Source organism: Streptomyces sp. NBC_01276 (genome assembly GCF_041435355.1).
GTDB lineage: Bacteria > Actinomycetota > Actinomycetes > Streptomycetales > Streptomycetaceae > Streptomyces.
The window spans coordinates 7,521,394-7,538,718 of the sequence record NZ_CP108442.1 but is presented as its reverse complement, the minus strand read 5'-3'; the positions used below and the strand labels follow the sequence as shown (position 1 = coordinate 7,538,718).

15 protein-coding genes are annotated in these 17,325 nt (G+C 73.4%); 1 reads left to right on the top strand and 14 read right to left on the bottom strand.

What is annotated here, in order from left to right; translation table 11 throughout:
• Positions 1–78 precede the first annotated feature (78 nt).
• The 14 genes from OG295_RS33845 to OG295_RS33780 all read right to left on the bottom strand — a co-directional run bounded on the left by OG295_RS33845 (position 79) and on the right by OG295_RS33780 (position 15,462).
• Positions 79–1,194, bottom strand: coding sequence for a SagB family peptide dehydrogenase (locus tag OG295_RS33845; protein ID WP_371680449.1), 1,116 nt, complete (start codon positions 1,192–1,194; stop codon positions 79–81).
• Positions 1,195–1,465: 271 nt separating this feature from the next.
• On the bottom strand, positions 1,466–2,713 hold the full coding sequence (locus OG295_RS33840; RefSeq protein WP_371680448.1) for an ATP-grasp domain-containing protein: 1,248 nt from the start codon (positions 2,711–2,713) through the stop codon (positions 1,466–1,468).
• 24 nt (positions 2,714–2,737) lie between these two features.
• The gene (locus OG295_RS33835; protein ID WP_371680447.1) at positions 2,738–4,396 is read right to left on the bottom strand and encodes an alpha-amylase family glycosyl hydrolase; all 1,659 of its coding nucleotides are present in this window, start codon (positions 4,394–4,396) and stop codon (positions 2,738–2,740) included.
• 56 nt (positions 4,397–4,452) lie between these two features.
• Complete coding sequence (locus OG295_RS33830; protein WP_371681384.1) at positions 4,453–5,010, bottom strand: sugar O-acetyltransferase; 558 nt, start codon at positions 5,008–5,010, stop codon at positions 4,453–4,455.
• Between the two features lie 38 nt (positions 5,011–5,048).
• A complete protein-coding gene (locus tag OG295_RS33825) occupies positions 5,049–6,059 on the bottom strand; it encodes a methyltransferase (protein WP_371680446.1) in 1,011 nt (336 codons plus the stop codon).
• Between the two features lie 266 nt (positions 6,060–6,325).
• Positions 6,326–6,592: a response regulator transcription factor gene (locus OG295_RS33820; protein WP_371680445.1), complete on the bottom strand. Its 267-nt coding sequence runs from the start codon at positions 6,590–6,592 to the stop codon at positions 6,326–6,328.
• A gap of 9 nt (positions 6,593–6,601) precedes the next feature.
• On the bottom strand, positions 6,602–7,405 hold the full coding sequence (locus OG295_RS33815; protein WP_371680444.1) for an HAD family hydrolase: 804 nt from the start codon (positions 7,403–7,405) through the stop codon (positions 6,602–6,604).
• 31 nt (positions 7,406–7,436) lie between these two features.
• Positions 7,437–8,291, bottom strand: a complete 855-nt coding sequence (locus OG295_RS33810) for an endonuclease/exonuclease/phosphatase family protein (protein WP_371680443.1) — start codon at positions 8,289–8,291, stop codon at positions 7,437–7,439.
• Positions 8,288–8,968 (bottom strand): DUF1349 domain-containing protein, encoded by a 681-nt coding sequence (locus OG295_RS33805; RefSeq protein WP_371680442.1) that lies wholly within the window; start codon positions 8,966–8,968, stop codon positions 8,288–8,290. The genes OG295_RS33810 and OG295_RS33805 overlap by 4 nt, the downstream gene beginning before the upstream one ends.
• Entirely contained in the window at positions 8,965–9,798 is an 834-nt protein-coding gene (locus OG295_RS33800; RefSeq protein ID WP_371680441.1) for an SDR family NAD(P)-dependent oxidoreductase, read from the bottom strand. The genes OG295_RS33805 and OG295_RS33800 overlap by 4 nt, the downstream gene beginning before the upstream one ends.
• The gene (locus tag OG295_RS33795; protein ID WP_371680439.1) at positions 9,795–11,165 is read right to left on the bottom strand and encodes a glycosyltransferase; all 1,371 of its coding nucleotides are present in this window, start codon (positions 11,163–11,165) and stop codon (positions 9,795–9,797) included. The genes OG295_RS33800 and OG295_RS33795 overlap by 4 nt, the downstream gene beginning before the upstream one ends.
• On the bottom strand, positions 11,146–12,957 hold the full coding sequence (locus OG295_RS33790) for a 1-deoxy-D-xylulose-5-phosphate synthase N-terminal domain-containing protein (RefSeq protein ID WP_371680438.1): 1,812 nt from the start codon (positions 12,955–12,957) through the stop codon (positions 11,146–11,148). Before OG295_RS33790 ends, OG295_RS33795 begins: the two co-directional genes overlap by 20 nt.
• Positions 12,954–14,288, bottom strand: a complete 1,335-nt coding sequence (locus tag OG295_RS33785) for an aspartate aminotransferase family protein (protein ID WP_371680437.1) — start codon at positions 14,286–14,288, stop codon at positions 12,954–12,956. Before OG295_RS33785 ends, OG295_RS33790 begins: the two co-directional genes overlap by 4 nt.
• Positions 14,289–14,382: 94 nt before the next feature.
• Positions 14,383–15,462, bottom strand: a complete 1,080-nt coding sequence (locus tag OG295_RS33780) for a phosphotransferase (protein ID WP_371680436.1) — start codon at positions 15,460–15,462, stop codon at positions 14,383–14,385.
• A gap of 453 nt (positions 15,463–15,915) precedes the next feature.
• Here OG295_RS33780 and OG295_RS33775 point away from each other — a divergent pair, with 453 nt between their 5' ends.
• Entirely contained in the window at positions 15,916–17,313 is a 1,398-nt protein-coding gene (locus OG295_RS33775) for a hypothetical protein (RefSeq protein WP_371680435.1), read from the top strand.
• The last annotated feature ends 12 nt before the right edge of the window (positions 17,314–17,325 follow it).

Here is a 17,325-nt window from a genome sequence, read left to right as displayed (position 1 = left end):
GCGCAGTGCGCCCCGGTCCCCGGGAGCCCTGGAGGGCTCCCGGGGACCGGGGCGCGTCACCACCACGTCCCGCGGCCGTCAGGCGGGGCGGTCCCCCGGATACAGCGCCGCGCGCCGGAAGGCGTCGAGACCGGCGGTGGGTTCGGCGTCCTGCCGGTCCCCCGCGGGGATCCCGGCGGCCAGGACGTACAGGGCCGTTTCGGCGATGCCGTCCACGCCGAGGGCGTCTTCCAGTTCGCTGTCGCGGAAGGCCGCGGTCTGGAAGGGACCGAGGCCCAGCGCGGTGGCGGTGAGGGCGAAGGTCTGGCCGAGGTGGCCGGCGTTCATCAGCATCACCCGGTAGGCGCGGGGCGCCCGGTACTTGCTGCTCATGCGTTCGACGACCGCGGTCACGAATACCGTGACCGGGGCTTCCCCGACGGCCTCCTGGTCGAAGCTCAGGTGGGCGGCCCGCTCGCGGGTGAAGGCGGGGTCCAGGAGCTCCAGCGAGTGCTCCAGGACGTTGTAGTGGTAGAGCCCGGGTGTGACGCCCTCGACCGCGAAGACGCCGACGTACGCCTCCAGTTCGTGCCGCGAACCGCCTGCGGCGCTGGTGCGCTTCATGAGGGCGCCGAAGTCCTGGCCGTCGAGGAACTCGCTGGGGCCGAACACCATCGCGAGGAGTCCCGACAGCACCGGCAGCGGCAGGTCCACCTGCCGGAAGGCCCGGTGGGTGCGCCGCCCGTAGAGGGTGCGGACGAAACCGGCGTCGACGTCGAGGGGGGCGCGGGGCAGCAGGATCCGGTCCGCGGCGGGGTAGTTCTTGAACAGCGCGGGGCGCTTCCCGGCCCGGAAGTCCTCGTTGACCTCGGGGGAATCGGTGTAGGGGGCGTCCTTGCTGGAGAAGTGCAGCGCGCCGGCCTCCGGCGACCAGGTGTCCCAGTGCTCGGCCAGCCGGTCGTCGCGCTCGCGCTCGTCCTCGGAGACGAGGAAGCCGTAGGCGTGCAGTTCGGCGAGGGCCGCGCGGCAGGAGTCGGGATCGTGGTCCGGGAACATCGTCACGGCCTCGTCGACGGTGGTCCAGTCGGTGAACGCGGCGAGGAGGTCGGCGGCCATCGGCGCGAGCGAGACCTCGGATCCGCCGAGGTAGTTCTGGATGACGAACGCCCCGTCACGCCAGTAGCAGACGAGGTTGTGCGCGCGGCGCAGCAGCATGGGGGTCTCCTTGGTGACCCGAGCGGGGGCCGGTCGCTCCGGCCCCCGGTCGGGATCATCGGCAGGTCAGCGCTGGTAGTGGATCTTGATGCTGCGGGCCTGGACGGGCTTGGCGGCGAGTTCGACCTTCTTCATGGAATGCTCCTTCTGTTCGTTCCGGCTCCGGGATCCTTTTCCCTTCGCCCTTGATGGAATCAATTCTGCCGGTGTGCCGATGGGCGGCCAAGTCACGGGATTCCGGGACCTGTCGGCCGGCTTGCCGTGGAATGCGTCAGTCGATGTCGTAGAAATCCCGGCCGTCGATATAGCGGACGGTGGCGAGGTCGCGCAGCACGCTTTCCATCACCTCGTGGCGCAGTTCGACGAGCAGCGGGTACGTGAGGTCGTTGACGGTCGGGACGATCTGTTCCCCGGGACGCACGAATTCCCTCACGCCCATGAAGCTCTCCAGCTTCTTCAGCTCGTCGAGGCCCGTGTATCCCCGGAGGGTTCCCTCCACCGGAGAGATCATGGGCGCGCCGGCGACGAACTGCTCCACCCGGTACCGCTCGCGACGGCGCTCGTGGAAGCGCTCCGGGCGGACGTAGGCGTCCGCCGTCCAGTTCAGCTGGGACTCGCCGGTCGCCATCCGGGCGTAGTGCGCCGTGCTGCCGCCGCCCATGCGTGCCGCGACCTCGATCACGCACGGGCCGGACGGTGTCATCTTGAGCTGGACGTGGGCGGGTCCGTGGCGGATGTCCAGGGCGTCCAGGACCTGTTCGGCGTAGCGGACGATCTCGTCGAGCCGTTCGCCCTCGTACGGCAGCAGCACCATCCCGTCGCAGAGGTCGAGGACCCCGTTCGCGGTGATGTGCGTCGAGGTCCAGATGTCGCAGACGTGGTGCTCGCCGTCCCGGCTGACCGTGTTCAGGGCGTACTCGGGCCCGGCGAGGTACTCCTGCGCGACCACCGTGTCGTTGGGCAGCGAGAAGATGTCGTCCGTGCCGACGAGCCCCTCGTACGCGCGCACCGCCTGTTCGGGGGTGTCGCAGTAGTTGATGCCGTCGCTGCCCGCGCTGCTGAGGGGTTTCACCACGATCCGGCCGCCCAGTTCCCGGTGCCACGCCTCCAGTTCGGCGGCGTTCGTGACCAGCAGCTGGCGGGCGCCGCGCAGGCCGGCCGCCTTGATCTTCTCGACCATCGCGTACTTGTCGCGCCGGGCGTGGCTGCCCGCCGTCCCGTTGGTCGCCAGGCCCAGCCGTTCGCTGAGCAGGTCGGCGAAGCCGACGCCGAACTCGCTGTCGGGGATGACCGCGACCGGCCGGTAGCGGGCGAGTTCCGCGAGGGTCGCGTCGAGGTCTCCGTGGTGCACCACTTCGGCCGCGAAGCCGGTGGGCACCACCGACGCGTAGAACTCCGGCCGCACCGGGACGCTCTGCACGTGGACGGCGTCGTATCCGTGTTCCTTGAACGCGGCGACCAGGCCGCCCGAGCGGCAGGCGGGACTCGCGTCCACGAGCGCGACGTAGCCTTTTACCACCAGATTCCCACCTTTGCTTGTCGTTCATGAGTCGGGGGCGCCGGCCGGGGGCCGGCCGAGCCAGGCGGCGGCGTGCGGCGCGAGCTCGTGCCCGGACGCCGGATCACTCGCCAGCAGTACGGTGTGGCCCCGCGGCAGGGCCACCGGGCGGTCGGAGAAGTTCACGAGGCACAGGACGTCGTCCCGGCGGAAGGCCAGCACGTCCTCCCCGGCCGGCACCCAGGCGAAGTCCTCGCCCCGGAAGGCGCCCAGGGAGCGGCGCAGGCGCAGGGCCCGGCGGTAGAGGCTGAGCAGGGAGGCGGGGTCCGCGTCCTGGGCCGCCACGGTGAGGGCGGCCCAGTGGTCCGGCTGCGGGAGCCAGGTGTCCGCGCCGGCGCCGGCGCCGAATCCGTACGGCCGCTCCCGGCCGGACCACGGCATGGGCACGCGGCAGCCGTCCCGGCCCGGGTTGACGCCGCCGGAGCGGAAGTGGACCGGATCGCGGCGGGCTGCCGGGGGCAGGTCCTCCACCTCCGGCAGCCCGAGTTCCTCGCCCTGGTAGAGGTAGACGGAGCCCGGGAGCGCCAGGGTCAGGAGCGCCGCGGCGCGGGCGCGCCGGGTGCCGAGGGCGAGGTCCGTGGGGACGCCGGCGGTGACCTTCCCGAAGTCGAAGGAGGTGTCAGCCCGGCCGTAGCGGGTGACCGTCCGGGTGACGTCGTGGTTGCACAGCACCCAGTTCGCGGGGGACCCGGCCCGTGCGCTCGTGGCCAGCGAGGCGTCGACGGTCTCCCGCAGCGCGGCGGCCTCCCAGGCGCACTTGAGGAAGGCGAAGTTGAAGGCCGAGTGGAGTTCGTCGTCGCGCAGGTAGCGGGCCAGGCGTTCGCCCTCGCCGGTCCAGATCTCGCCGATGAGGACGCGCTCGTCCGGATAGGAGCGGGCGATGCGGCGCCACGACCGGTAGACGCCGTGCAGTTCCTCCCGGTCGACGTACGGGTGCGGCCGCTCGTCCGGGGGACGGACCAGATCGGGCAGTTCCGGGTCCTTGGCCAGCAGGTTCGCGGAGTCCACCCGGATGCCGGCCACCCCGCGGTCGAACCAGAACCGCAGGAGCGACTCGAACTCGGCGCGGACGGCGGGATGGTTCCAGTTGAGGTCCGGCTGCTGCGGGGTGAACAGGTGGAGGTACCACTCCCCCGGTCGTCCCGCGGCGTCGGTGGTCCTGGTCCAGGCCGGTCCCCCGAACTCGGAGAGCCAGTTGTTGGGGGGCAGCTCGCCGTGCTCCCCGCGTCCGGGCCGGAAGTGGAACGGTTCGCGCTCGGGGGCACCGGCGGGGGCGGCGAGCGCGGACCGGAACCACGGGTGTGCGCGGGAGACGTGGTTGGGGACGAGGTCGACGACGATGCGGACGTCCAGGGCGCGGGCCTCGGCGATGAGCAGCTCCGCCTCGGCCAGGGTCCCGAAGGCGGGGTCGATGTCACGGTGGTCGGCGACGTCGTAGCCGCCGTCGGCGAGGGGCGAGCGGTACCAGGGGGTGATCCACAGGGCGTCGACGCCCAGCCCCGCCAGGTGGGGCAGGCGGGCGCGCAGCCCCGCGAGGTCTCCGGTCCCGTCGCCGTTCCCGTCGGCGAAACTGCGCGGGTAGACCTGGTAGACGACGGCGTCGCGCCACCACTCGCGCGGCGGCGTCCGTCCTTGTGTGGGCACGGCCCATCTCCTTCCCGCACCGGGGCCGCCGCCCGCCGGGCGGCCCGCCCGGTGCCTCAGAGCGCCTCCCGGACGACGCGCGCGGGGTTCCCCACGGCGACGACGCCGGCCGGCAGGTCCTTGGCGACGACACTGCCGGCGCCCACGACCGTATTGGCGCCGATGGTGACGCCGGGCAGCACGATGACGCCCCCGCCGAGCCAGGCACCGTCGCCGATGGCGATCGGTTTCGCGGTTTCCCACATGCCGTGGCGCAGTTCGGCGGAGTGCGGATGGTTGGCGGTGTACAGCTGGCAGCGCGGTCCCATGCGGACGTCGGCGCCGATGGTGATCGGCGCACAGTCGAGGAGGACCGCGTCGAAGTTGATCCGGGAGCGTTCCCCGATCTCGATGAAGAACCCGAATTCACACAGGAGCCGGGGCACCACCCGCACCCCCGGTGCCACGGCTCCGAGCAGCTCCCGGAGGATCCGGTCGCGCTCGCCCTGGTCCGCGAGCGCGGTGGCGTTGAACCGGTCCAGGAGGTTCTCGCAGCGTTTGCGGTAGGGGCGCAGGGCGGGGTCGTTGGCCAGGTAGGGCTCTCCCCCCGCCATGCGGCCCTTGATCTCGTCCAGTTCCACGGCAACCCCCTCGGGTCCGGCGGTACGCTCCCTCACTCGCCCGGTGCGGGCTTGATGCCGACCACCATCGATTCGGGGCCGGCGAGGTGGCGGACCCGGGTGTCGCGGAATCCGCATTCCCGCATCCAGGCGGTGCAGTCGGCGCCGGTGTAGTCGAACCCTTCCGGCACTTCCATGTGCATGATGAGGCTGAGGATCAGGCCGATGGCGTTGTCGCGCCGCTCGTCGTCGATCAGGGTCTCGTAGACGAGGACGGCGCCGCCGGGGGGCAGGGCCTCGTACGCCTTGCGCAGCAGGAGTTTCTTGGTCTCCAGGTCCCAGTTGTGCAGGACGTGGCCGAACACGATCACGTCGGCCCGGGGCAGGTCGTCCTGGAAGAAGTCCCCCTCCGCGAAGACCTGGCGTTCCGTCAGTCCGTGCGCCCCGGTGTAGGCGAGGAAGCCGTCCCGGGTGGGCGGCAGGTCGAATCCGGTGGCGGTGAGGTGGGGGTGGCGGAGCAGGACCCGGGTGGACAGTGCCCCTTCGGCGCAGCCGATGTCGGCGAGCGAGCCGTAGTCGTGCCAGGGGAACTCCTCGGCGATCGCCTGTGCCGAGTCGATGCTCAGTGCCGTCATGTCGCGCTGGAAGGAGCGGACGGAGCCGGTGGTCCGGTAGACCGCCTCGTAGTAGTCCCGGCCGGTGTGGGCGCCGTTCAGGGCCTCGCCCGAGCGCAGGACCCGGGTGAGGTCGTCGGCCAGGCCTGTGCTCCGGTCGACGAAGCCGCCGCCGAGGTAGGCCTCGCTCCTGGCCGGGTCCAGGTAGGTGCCGGCGGCCGGGGAGTTGGAGTAGTGCGCGCCGTGGCGTTCCAGGAGTCCGAGGGCCACGAGCGCGTCGAAGAAGTCGGGGGCGACGCGTTCGTGGACCCCGGTGCGCGCCGCCAGTTCACCGGTTTCGAGGGGGCCTGCGGCGAGTTCGCCGAACACGCCCGTTTCGAGTGCGCTCAGCAGGGTCTTCGTCTTCCAGTGCGCCCACATGAGGTCGACCACCGGTTGTGCGGACGTCATGAACGGCACCTCCCTCGCTCGTGACTCGGTACGGACCATCGGGGGCCGGTGGTGTGCCGCCGGCCCCCGATCGGTGTTTTCGCGGGGTGGATCAGCCCTGGCGGTGGATCTTGATGGTGCGGGTCTGGACGGGCTTCGCGGCGAGCTCGATCTTCTTCATGGTGTGCTCCTTTTTCCATTCGGATGAGGGTCGTTCTGTTGTCGTGCGGTTCGCGGTGTTTCCTGATCCGTTCCCCGCTGACAGGTATTACTTTGCCGGGGTCGCTTCACGCGGCCAAGTCACGGGATTCCGGGACCGTCGAGGAGATGGGCGCGGTCGTCTGCGCCGCGCACATCGCGAGGAATGCCATCTGAACGCGCGTGGTGGCACCCGTCTTTCCACGGATGCGGCGCAGATAGGTGTCGACGGTATGGACGCTGAGTCCCATGCGGCGGGCTATTTTGCAATAGGTGTCGCCTTCGGCCAGATGCACGAGGACCTCGCGCTCGCGCCGGGACAGGAGGGAAACGGTTTCCTGAATGTTCTCGATCATCACGGCACCTCAGAATGTCTTGTCGCGCGGAAAGGTGGCCGGCCCGGTGAAGTGCAGGGCCGACAGGTCGGGCAGGATCCGGTCGGCCGCCCCGTGGTCCAGGCCGCGGGTCAGGGCGGTGGGCACCGCCACGACCGTCATGCCGGCCGCCCGTGCGGCCGCGACGCCGATGAGGGAGTCCTCCACGGCCAGACAGCGGCCCGGTTCGGCCCCGAGGGCCGCCGCCGCCGTCAGGTACGCCTCGGGATCCGGTTTGCGCCGGGTGACGTCGTCGCCGGTGACGACGGCGTCGAAGTGGCGGCCGAGGCCGTAGTGGCGCAGCCACCGGCGCACCCAGTCTCCGTCGGAGGAGGAGGCGACGGCCAGGCGCAGCCCGGCGGCGCGGGCCCGCTCCAGCGCCCCCGGCACGCCGGGGAGCAGACGGACCAGCTCGGGCGTCATGTGGACCTCCCACAGCTGCCCGAGCCGCCGCCGCAGCGCGGCGTCGTCCGGCGCCGCCGCCCCGCTCGCGCCGCGCAGCAGCGCGAACAGGGCCGGATAGCCCTCGGGGCGGCCGCAGACCTCCCGGGCCCAGAACTCCCGGGGCAGCCGCTGCCCGTACTCGGCGAACAGGGCGCCGCAGGCGAGGAAGTCGGGGCGGACGGAGTCCACCAGGGTGCCGTCGAGGTCGAAGATCACGGCGTCGAGGGGGGTCCGGCCCGGGGCGGTGCCGGGGGCGGTTACGCGGGCGCCGGGGCGGCCGCGGGCGGGGCCGCCGCCCGGACGTCTCGCGGTGGGGTCGGGGCCGTCTGCGGCCGGTCCGGTGGGTCGCACGGGGAATCCACTGCCTTTCGGGGAGGTCGGGTCACCGGCGGCGCAGCCGGATCGTGACGGGCCGGTGGTCGGAGGCGGGCGGGCGGCCGGCGCGCCGGTCGGGCCACGGGTCGGGCGCCCCGTAGGCGAGCAGGCCGGGGACGAGGGAGGGGGACAGCAGGAACAGGTCGATGCGGCGCTGCGCCTCCTGCCCGGGGCCCGCCGTGCCGAAGGTGGGTGCACGCAGGCCCAGATGGGCGCCCGCGTCCACGAGGAGGGGGTCGGACGGGTCCCCCAGCAGCCGGGCCACGGGCGTGCGGTCGGCCCGGTCGGCCGCGTCGAGGAGGTGGTCGGCCCTGCGGTGGCGGGGCACCCGGCTCCAGTCCGGCTCGGGGTCGCCGGGCGGCAGGCTGTTGGCGTCCATCCCCGCCACCAGCGGCGCCAGGGCGGGGTCGGCGTGGCGGCGCAGGTGGTCCGACTCGATCCGCCGCCCGGTCGGGCTGAACGGGTCGAGGTGGGCCACCAGGAACCGCAGGGGTGTCGTCCAGCCCGGCAGGCCCAGGGTCGCCAGGCCGTGGCCGTGCCAGTGGGTCAGTTCGGGTGCGGGCCGTTCCGTGCCCAGCCGCTCGATGTCCCGCTGCCAGAAGACGGCCTGGTGGCAGCCGGTCTTCGCGAGGAACAGCTCGCCGTCCATGCCGAAGGCGGCCTTGGCGTCCTCGAAGAGCGCCCCGTCGTTCCGGTGCCAGCCCCAGCCCTCCGTGGTGAGCAGGACGCGCGGCCGCAGCGCGGCGACCAGCTCGCACTGGGCCAGCCAGCGTTCGTGGCGGCCCGCGAGGCGCTCGATGCCCGCCTCGTAGAGGTTCCAGAACATGATCAGGTCGCTCCCGTCCGCGGTGCCGGCGTTCACCGCCGGTCCGCCAGGGCGCGGGGGCTCCACCGGGCTCCGGTGAAGACCGCCGTGCAGGAGTCGGAGAACGGCGCCTGCGCGAACAGGGCGAGCCGTACGTCGGGATCCGCGGGGCCGAGGAAGGTGCGTACGAAGAGCCAGGGCCCGTCCGGGTCCTCGCGGCAGAACACCGCGTGGCGCCCGCCCTCGCGGGTCACCAGCAGCTCGGCGCGCGGGCCGGCCAGGGCCGGTCCCATCGCCTCGTCCGACAGCGGGCGGGAGACGACGGTCACCACCGCCCAGCCGCCCGCCCTGGTCCGCTCCACACAGACCTTGAACCAGCCGTCGGCGCCGTGGACGAGGATGCCTCCCGCGTCGCCGAAGGCCCCGCCCCGGACGGCGACCCGGGCGCGGACGGTGTGGTCGCCGGTCAGCGTCCGGCCCAGCAGGGGGACGCCGGAGGCCTCGTGGAAGCCCGGCATCGCGAAGAGGTCGGCGCCCCGGTCGGCGCGGATCTCCAGGGTGGCCGGGTCACGGGCCGCCAGGGCGCCGGGGCCCGAGAACGTCCAGCCGGTGTCGTCGAAGGCGAGGGCGCGCCCCCGGGGCGGTGTCGCGCCGGGAGCGGTCACCGCGGCGGTCGGGGCCGTGGTGACGCCGTCGGGGGCGGGGGTGGTCACCGCGGCGGCGGGGGCGGTCACGGGGCCGACATCCCGCCGTCGACGCTGACGGCCTGGCCGGTCACGCGGGGCGCCGACGCCAGGTACAGGACCAGCCCCGCGATGTCCTCGGGCGTCTGGAACTCCCGCTGCGGCACCATCGCCCGCATGCGCTCCCAGCACTCGTCCTCGCTCTCGCCGGTGCGGACGAACTCCGAGAGGAGGTAGCGCCACATGTTGGACCGGACGATGCCCGGGCAGACGGCGTTGACGCGGATGTTCTCCTTGGCGACCTCCTGGGCGAGGGCGGCGGTGAAGCCGATCACCCCGAACTTGGCCGCGCAGTAGTGCGCGACTTTGGAGAAGCCCGAACGTCCCGAGACCGAGGAGAAGTTGATGATGGAGCCGCCGCCGGAGGCGCGCAGCAGGGGCAGGGCGGCCCGGGAGGAGAGGAAGACCCCGTCGAGGTTGCCGGACACCACGTGCCGGAACTCGGCGAGTTCCATGGTCTCGACCGGGCTGACGTGGGTGACGCCGAAGGCGTTGACGACCGTGTCGAGACGGCCCTCCCCGTCGGCGATCCCCGCGTAGAGCCGGTCCACGGCCTCCTCGTCGGTCGCGTCGACCTCGGCGGCGGTCACGGCCAGGCCCTCCGCGGCGAGCCGGTCGGCCAGCGCGCGGGCCTCGGTGTAACCGGTGACGGCGGTCGAGCGGTAGTGGTTGAACGAGGACGGCAGCCGGTCGGTGTCGGCGGCGACCACCCGGGCGCCCTGGCGGGCGAAGGCCTCGGCCACGGCGGCGCCGATGCCGCGGCCGCCGCCGATGACGAGCGCCACCTGTCCGGTGGGGGCCGGTGCGCGGTCCGTTGTCATGGGGTGACTCCTGTCGGGACGGCGCCCGCCGGGGCGGGCGCGAGGGTGTAGGCCAGCGGGGGCAGGACCAGCGCGTCCAGCAGGCGCGGGAAGGCCCGGTAGTCGGCGAGGTTGCGCTCGGGTGCGGCGATGATGCGGCGCAGGGCCGGGTCGTCGTGGCCGGTGCGCTCGGCGAGGGCGTCGAGGGCGGCGCGGACGGCGCCGTCCCGGCGTTCGAAGAAGTCCCGGAAGAGGGCGGTGGCCGCCGCCGCGTCCGGGGCGGTGCCCGTACGGGGTGCGACGCGCACGGCCCCGGGCAGGATGCGGTCGTGGCCGTCCGGAGCCGGCGCCGGTTCTCCGGCGAGGGCCCGCAGGAAGGCCGCGTCGGTGTACGGGGCCTCATGGAGCAGGGCAGCCGGTGCGATGTCGCGAGTGAGCAGTTTCCGGGTCAGGACGTCCTCGTCGACCCGGCCGAGCGGTCCGACGCGGCCCATGTCGAAGGTGCCGTGGACGTCGAGGGTGGTGGGGACGAGGTTGCGGGCGGGGAGCAGTTCGACGGCGGGGCCGACGTCGGCGGCCAGCACGGGGACCCCGTGGGCCAGGGCCTCCAGGACCACCCTGCCGAGGGTCTCCCGTGAGGCGGTGCTGGGGAAGAGCAGGACGTCGATCCCCTCGAAGAAGTCGGGGAGCTCCTCCTGGGGGCGGACTCCCTCCATGCGCACGGCCTCCGGGGGCACCCCGGCCCGGCCCAGCGCGGCGTGCACGGCGGAGGTCTCCCAGCGGGGGTCGTTCGGCTTGCCCGCGCAGACCAGGGTGACGGCGCCGTCCGAGGCGCGGTGGCACCGGGCGAACACCGACACGACCTGGTCGAAGTTCTTGGCGAGCGAGAGCGCTCCCAGATAGCCGATGCGCAGGGGTGCCCCGGCGGGCGGGAGGGTGCGCGGTTCCCGTCGGGGCAGCCGGTCCAGCATCGGGTAGGCCACGGCGGAGCCGGCGTCGGTCACGGACGGGAAGTTCGCGCGGAACAGCCGGCGCGTGTACTCGGTCGGGAACAGGGCCAGGTCACCGGGCCGCACCAGCGGGGCGCACAGCTCCTCCTGGGCCCAGTAGCCCGACCAGAGGGCGGTGTGGGCCTCGCGGACGATCCGGAAGCGGCCTCCCCGCAGCGCGCGCCAGTGGTGGTAGAGGAAGGCGTACGGGCCCGACCCGGCGTACACCACGTCGTCCTCGCCCAGTCCGGCGACGCAGTCGGGGCCGCTGGTCAGGTCGTGGAGGGTGACGGAGCCGCGCCGGGCGAGGAGGCGGGACATCTCGCGGTGCATGAGGATCGCGCCGTCGACGATGCCGTCGGTCCGCGGCGCCCGGTAGTCATGCGTATGCAGGCGCATGGCCGGACCCCTCCCGGTTCTCCAGCAGCCCGGCGAGCCGTTCGCGCAGCGGTCCGGGGCTCATGCCGTGCAGCGGCAGCTGGTGCCGGTGCACGCGGGTGGCGATGTCCCGGCGGACGGCGTGCACTTCGACGGGCAGCAGGTGCCGGGCGCGCAGGCGTTCCCCGAAGCCGCTGCCCGCGCCGTTGTACTCGACGCTCAGGATGCGGCGCGAGCGTGCGAGGACGTCGAGGCCGGCGGGGTCGAGCCGGGGGTCGAGCGCGGCGCAGTGCAGGTGGGGCAGGCCCACGTCCCGGTTGGCGGCCTCCACCAGGACGCCCGCGTAGCCGAAGGTGACGACGGTGGCGTCGACGGCGTCGGGGCCCTCGCCGGGCGGGGTGAGCCAGACGCCGCCGTCGATGTCGGCCGAGCAGTCCCGGGCCGGCGGCTCGAACGCGGCGTCGATCATGCTGACGACGTGGGTGGTGGCCGGGTCCCGGGCGAGCCGGTCCAGGCAGGCCTGGAACTCGGCGGCGGTGACCGGCTCGTAGACGCGGGTGTGCAGCAGCAGTCCCAGGAGGTTGGTCGCGTTGTGCGCGCCGCCCCACGCGCCCCAGCTGCGTCCGGCCAGGACGAGGAGGTTGCGGACGCTGGTGGTGGCCTCGGTGAGCATGCTCAGCGAGTCCATGTAGTACATGGCGTCGGTGGCGACGACCTTGGTGAGGTGGTCGGGCAGGGAGAGGGTCATCCCGACGGTCAGGGTCTCGGCGAGACCGGTGTTGGTGTACGGCACGTGTCCGGCCAGTCCGAACCGGGCGGCCATGTCGGGCGTGAAGACGGCCAGTTCGCGCCCGGTGCGTTCGCGGTGGGCGCCCAGCATCCGCCCTGCGGTCGAGGCGAAGGACACGGGCCGGCCGGGGGCGGGCCGCGCCGCGACCGCGTCCGCCGGTTTGAAGCTGTGGTCCCCCTTGCGGGTGCGGCACACGAGTGCGGCCGGTCCGGGGCGGGCGAGGAGCTCGCCGAGCGCCGCTTCCACGGCCCCGTCGTCGCAGCCGTCCACCTCGACGAGGGTCCCCAGGTAGGCGGACAGGTAGGCGGTGTTGAGCGGCCTGGCCAGTGGTTCGATGCCCTTGCCGTTGGCGTCGACGACGAGGAGCAGGTTCGTCAGTCCCGCGTCGTGCGCGAAGCGCAGTGCCTCGAAGGCGGCCCCCTCGTGGAGTTCGCCGTCCCCGGCGAGGCAGACGACCTTGCGGTCGGAGCCGCCGCGCGCGAGCTCCCAGGCGAGGCTGACCGCCTGCGCGACACCGACGCCGAGGCTGTAGCGCATGGTGGCGCGGAAGCCCAGGTCGCGGTGGACGACGCCGGTGAGGCCGCCCTGGTGGAGGGTGGTCAGGGGGGCGAAGGGCAGGGTTCCGCGTACGTAGTGTTCGGCGTAGAAGGCCGGGGCGATGTGGCCGCGGCCGACGACGAGTTCGGCCGGACCGGCGCCGGTGCCTTCCGTGCCGCCGTCCCCGCTGTCGACGAGGCCGTGGGCGAAGCAGGCGCGGACCAGGGCCAGTGAGGACAGGTTGCTCTGGAGGTTGCCGGAGCCCGCGATCTCGTGCATTCGCAGGAGGACCTCGGCGCTGTCCGCGTAGAGGCGTTGGGGCACCCGTGCGGCGACCTCGCGCAGGCCGTCCAGGAGCCTGCCGCCGTCGCGGGACTGACGCTCCATCTCTCGTAACTCGTGCTCGACGACCCGGCGTTCGGCGGGCGTGAGGCGGGGCAGTGCTTCGCGGGCGGGGGCGGCGAACGTAGCGTGGAGGTCGTTCACCGGCCGGCTCCGCGGACCTCGTCGAGTGCCTCGCCCAGGATCCCCAGGATCTCGTCGACCTCCGCCGGGGTGGTGACGAACGCGGGGGCGAGGACCACCCAGTCGTCCTGGCCCCGGATGATCAGGCCGCGGCGCAGGCAGGCCGAGGCCACCCGTTCGCCGAGGCGCTCGGCGTCCTCGGCGGCGGCGGTGAGCTTGACTCCGTAGAGGAGGCCGACGGCGCGCAGGGTGGCTCCGTGGGCCTCGGCGAGGGCGCGGAGCCGGGGCTCGGTGTACGCGGCCAGCTCGGCGATCCGCTCCTGGTAGCCGCCCTCGCGGAACAGCGTGACGGCGGCGAGTCCGGCGGCGGCGGCCAGCGGGTTGGCGGCGTAGGTGTGCGAGGGGGCGAAGGACACCGGCCCGCCGGTCTCGCCGAGCGCCTCGGCGACGTGCCCGGCCATCAGGACGGCTGCCAGGGGGGCGTACCCGCCGGAGATGCCCTTGCCGACGCAGAGGATGTCGGGGGTCACCCCGAAGGTCTGGGCGGCGAAGGGCGCTCCGGTGCGGCCGAATCCGGTGACGATCTCGTCGAAGACCAGCAGGACGTCGTGGCGGTCGCAGAGCTCGCGGACCCGGGCGAGGTAGTCGGCCGGCGCGATGGCCATGCCGCGCAGGTGGATGACGGGTTCCATGACGATCGCCGCCACCGAGTCGGGCCCCTCGGCCTCGATGGTCCGCTCGATCATGGACGCGGCGAGGGCGCCCGACTTCTCCGGCGGGACGTCCCAGAAGGACTCCAGGCAGTCCGGCGGCCACACGTGCACGACGCCCGGGAGCCCGGGGCCGAAACGGGTGACGTCGGGCCGTCCGGTCAGGGACAGGGAACCGAAGGTGGCCCCGTGGTAGCCGTGGTAGTAGCTGAGGACCTTCACCTTGCCGGGGTTGCCGCGGGCGCGGTGGTGGAGCCTGGCCAGGCGCATCGCGGCCTCCACGGCCTCCGAGCCGCCGTTGACGAGCTTGGCGGCCGTGATGCCGGGGGGCGCCAGGTCGACGAGGGCCCGCGCCAGTTCCAGGGCGGCGCGGTTGGTTCCGTGCAGGGGCGGGTTGAAGGGCAGGGTCCGCAACTGCCGGCTCACGGCGCCGACGATGGGCTCGCAGTCGTAGCCGAAGCAGGTCACGAAGACGCCGGAGAGCGCGTCGAGGTAACTGCGGCCGGCCGCGTCGGAGAGGCGGATGCCCTTGGCGGACTCGAAGAGCAGGGACTCCGACGAGTGCGGCACCTCGAAGCAGAAGGCCGACAGGTCGGCGGGCCAGGAGGAAGCGGGGTCCGATGGTGTGGTGGTCGTCGTCATGTACGGCTCCTTCGGGTGAGGGGGCGGGGGTGCGCGGGCAGGCCGAGGCGGCCCGGCGGGGGCGGGGGCGGGTACGGGGTGCCGGCGGAGGCGGTCAGCCGGCCGCGGCGGCGCTGAGCAGCCGGTGGACGGCGAGTCTTCGCGCCGGGGACAGCAGCTCGAAGTAGGCGAGCCACTGGGGGGTCAGGATGCCGCGGTCGAGGATGTCCTTGGCGATGTCCACGATGACCGGCAGCGAGTGCGCCATCAGGAGGGGCATGAGGAGCACCTCGTCCCCGGGCTTCAGCAGCCCGCGGCCGCGGCCGGTGCGCAGGAAGCGGGCGAGGACGTCACGGGCGGCGCCGGTGTCGGCGCCGCAGGCGAGGACCGCCGTGTCGGCGGTCCAGGCGAGGTCGAGGAGCCGGTCGGCCACCTGGAGGTTGTCGAAGTCGAGGACGGCCAGCACGCGGGCCGTGCCGCGGCCGGAGAGCAGGAAGTGGTGGACGTGCAGGTCCCCGTGGACGACGGAGGGACGGCCGGCACCGACCGGGTGCGACCGGGACAGGGACCTCAGCATCGGCGCGGTGACGGCGAGTTCACGCAGGACGCGGGCTGCGGCACGGTGCCAGCGGTCCGCTCCGCGCTCGGCCCGGGGCAGCAGGCGCCGCTCGGCGTCCTGCAGGGCGGCCGGCCAGTGCTCCTCCTCCACCATGAGGGGCAGGTGTACGGTGGCCAGCTTGCCGGTCACCTCCAGGGGGAGGGTGTCCAGCGCGGCCCTCAGGGCCAGCCCGGCGGCGACGATGGCGTCGGCCTGCTCGCGGCCCCCGCTCGCCCGCACCCCGGGGCTGTGGGGCGACAGCTCGCACAGGATCCCGTCGTGCCGGACGGCGGGCCGGCCGTCGGCTGCGGGGACGACGGGCAGGACGGGCACGCCCCGCCGGGAGCAGTGGGCGAGGACCCGGGCCTTGAGGGCGGGGAAGTTCCCGGGCCGGGCGGCCTCGGTGTTCAGCTGCACCTTGAGCACGTGGTCACCGCCGGGCCCCGCGACCCGCCACAGCCCCGCGGTGTGGGTGAGCGGGGCCGCGCCCGCGACGGTGAGCGGGACCGGTCCGGCGGCGCCCCACGCGTCGCCCCAGTGGGTGGCGAGGACGTGGCGCACCCACTCCACCGTTCCGGCCGGGGCGGCAACGGTCATCGGTTTTCCTTCCGTTCCTGGGACGTGCGGGTCTCCCGGGAGAAACCGGTCTCCGCGGCACATCGGGTTGCCGATGCGGCCGGGGCACTCGACGCATGGGGCGTCGATGCGCCCCACAGCTTTCCTGGAGAACTGTCCCGGACGTGGCTAAGGCAGCCGTCACGATTCCCTCGCGCCCAACCGGAGTCCGGCTCAAACGGGTTGCGGTGAGCCGGCACACCCGTCCGGCCACCCGGGACCGCGTCCGCCGGCGGTGGGGGCGCCCGCCGGCTACACCGAGACCAGGCCCCCCTCCCGCGCCACGACGCACCCAGTAGATGAACCTTCAATTGTCTTGCACGGCAGCCGAGTTGGCCGGATCCCGAGATGACCGGCGCGGCGTCCGCATGGCATGATCAACCTTCAGATTACTTACGAGTAACACCTGCTATCCGATCTGAAGGTCACACCTACGTGCGCACGCTCACCCGACGCCTCCTGCTCCCCGGCCTGACCACCCTGGCGCTCGCCGCCACCGGCTGCTCCTCGACACCGCACACCGGCGCGGTCGCCGAGGCGGGAGGCTCCCCCACCACCGCGTCACAGGGCGACGGCACCCAGCAGCTGACCGTGGACGCCGCCCCGCAGGGCTCCGCCGCGCCGTCCGCCATCGCCCGCACCCGGACCGGCCAGACACAGCCCGAGAAGTCCTCGCTGAAGGTCGCCTCCTACGACAAGGACAGCGGACGGGCCGTCATATCCAAGGCCCCGCAGGGGCCCAGCGGTTCCCCGACCCACTCCCCCACACCCGACCAGCCCGTCGCCGTCGGCGACGTCATCGCCAGCGCCCCGGCGCCCGGCGCCCCGGACGGCCTGCTCGCGAAGGTCACCGAGGTCGTCAAGAAGACCGAACGCGGCACCGAGGTGAAGACCGCCTCCACGACCCTGGCCTCCGTCCTGAAGGACGACAAGGCCGACGGCAAGGTCCCGGTCGACCCCGCCACGGTCGCGGTCGAGCCCCTGATGAAGGGCGTCACCGTCTCCTGGGCCAAGGGCGGAGGCCTGCGCTCCGGTCCCAACAGCGCCAAGCTGCCCCTGGGCAACCTGCGCCTCGACGTCAACGCCGCCGTCGACACCGCCGAAGGCGCGCCCGTCTCGGCCGGAGCCTCGGTGTCCGGCTTCGTCCAGCTGGCCCCCGAGGTGGAGTTCTCCTACGAGGGCGCCAAGGGCGCCGGCGCCCTCCCCCGCTCGGCCTTCCTCGGCATGAGCGGCGACTGGTCCTCCCAGTGGGAGCTCAAGGGCCGCGCCGCCGCGAGTACGGGAGCGCCCAAGCGCATCCCGTTCGCCAAGCTGCACAGCTCCCCCGTCATCCAGGTGGGCCCGGTGCCCGTCGTCGTCAACCTCGACCTCACCTGCTACGTCCAGGTGGAGGCGGACGGCCGGGTCACCCTCGACGTCCGGCAGGACGTCAAGGGCGACTTCCGCGTCGGCGGGAGCTACGCCACGGGCAAGGGCTGGACCCCGGTCAGCACGTCGGCCGTGCAGAGTTCCCCGGTGAAGGCCGAGGTCACCGCCGCCGGAAAGGTCAAGGCCGCGCTCGGCGCGGAGGCCTCCGTCGGCCTGTACGGGGTCGTGGGCGTCGGCGCCGACTTCGCCCCCTACCTGCGCGGCGAGGCCGAGGCCAAGGCGAGCGCGTCCACGGACGGCAAGACCTCGGCGACGGGCTCCTGGGCGCTGCACGGCGGCTTCGACCTGAGCGGCCAGCTCCACCTCGGGCTGTCGCTGTTCGGCACGCCGGTCATGGACCGCCGCATCCCGCTCGGCACCCTCAACCGCGAGTGGCCCCTGGCGAGCGGACGGGCCGGCCTCTGACCGGACGCGGCC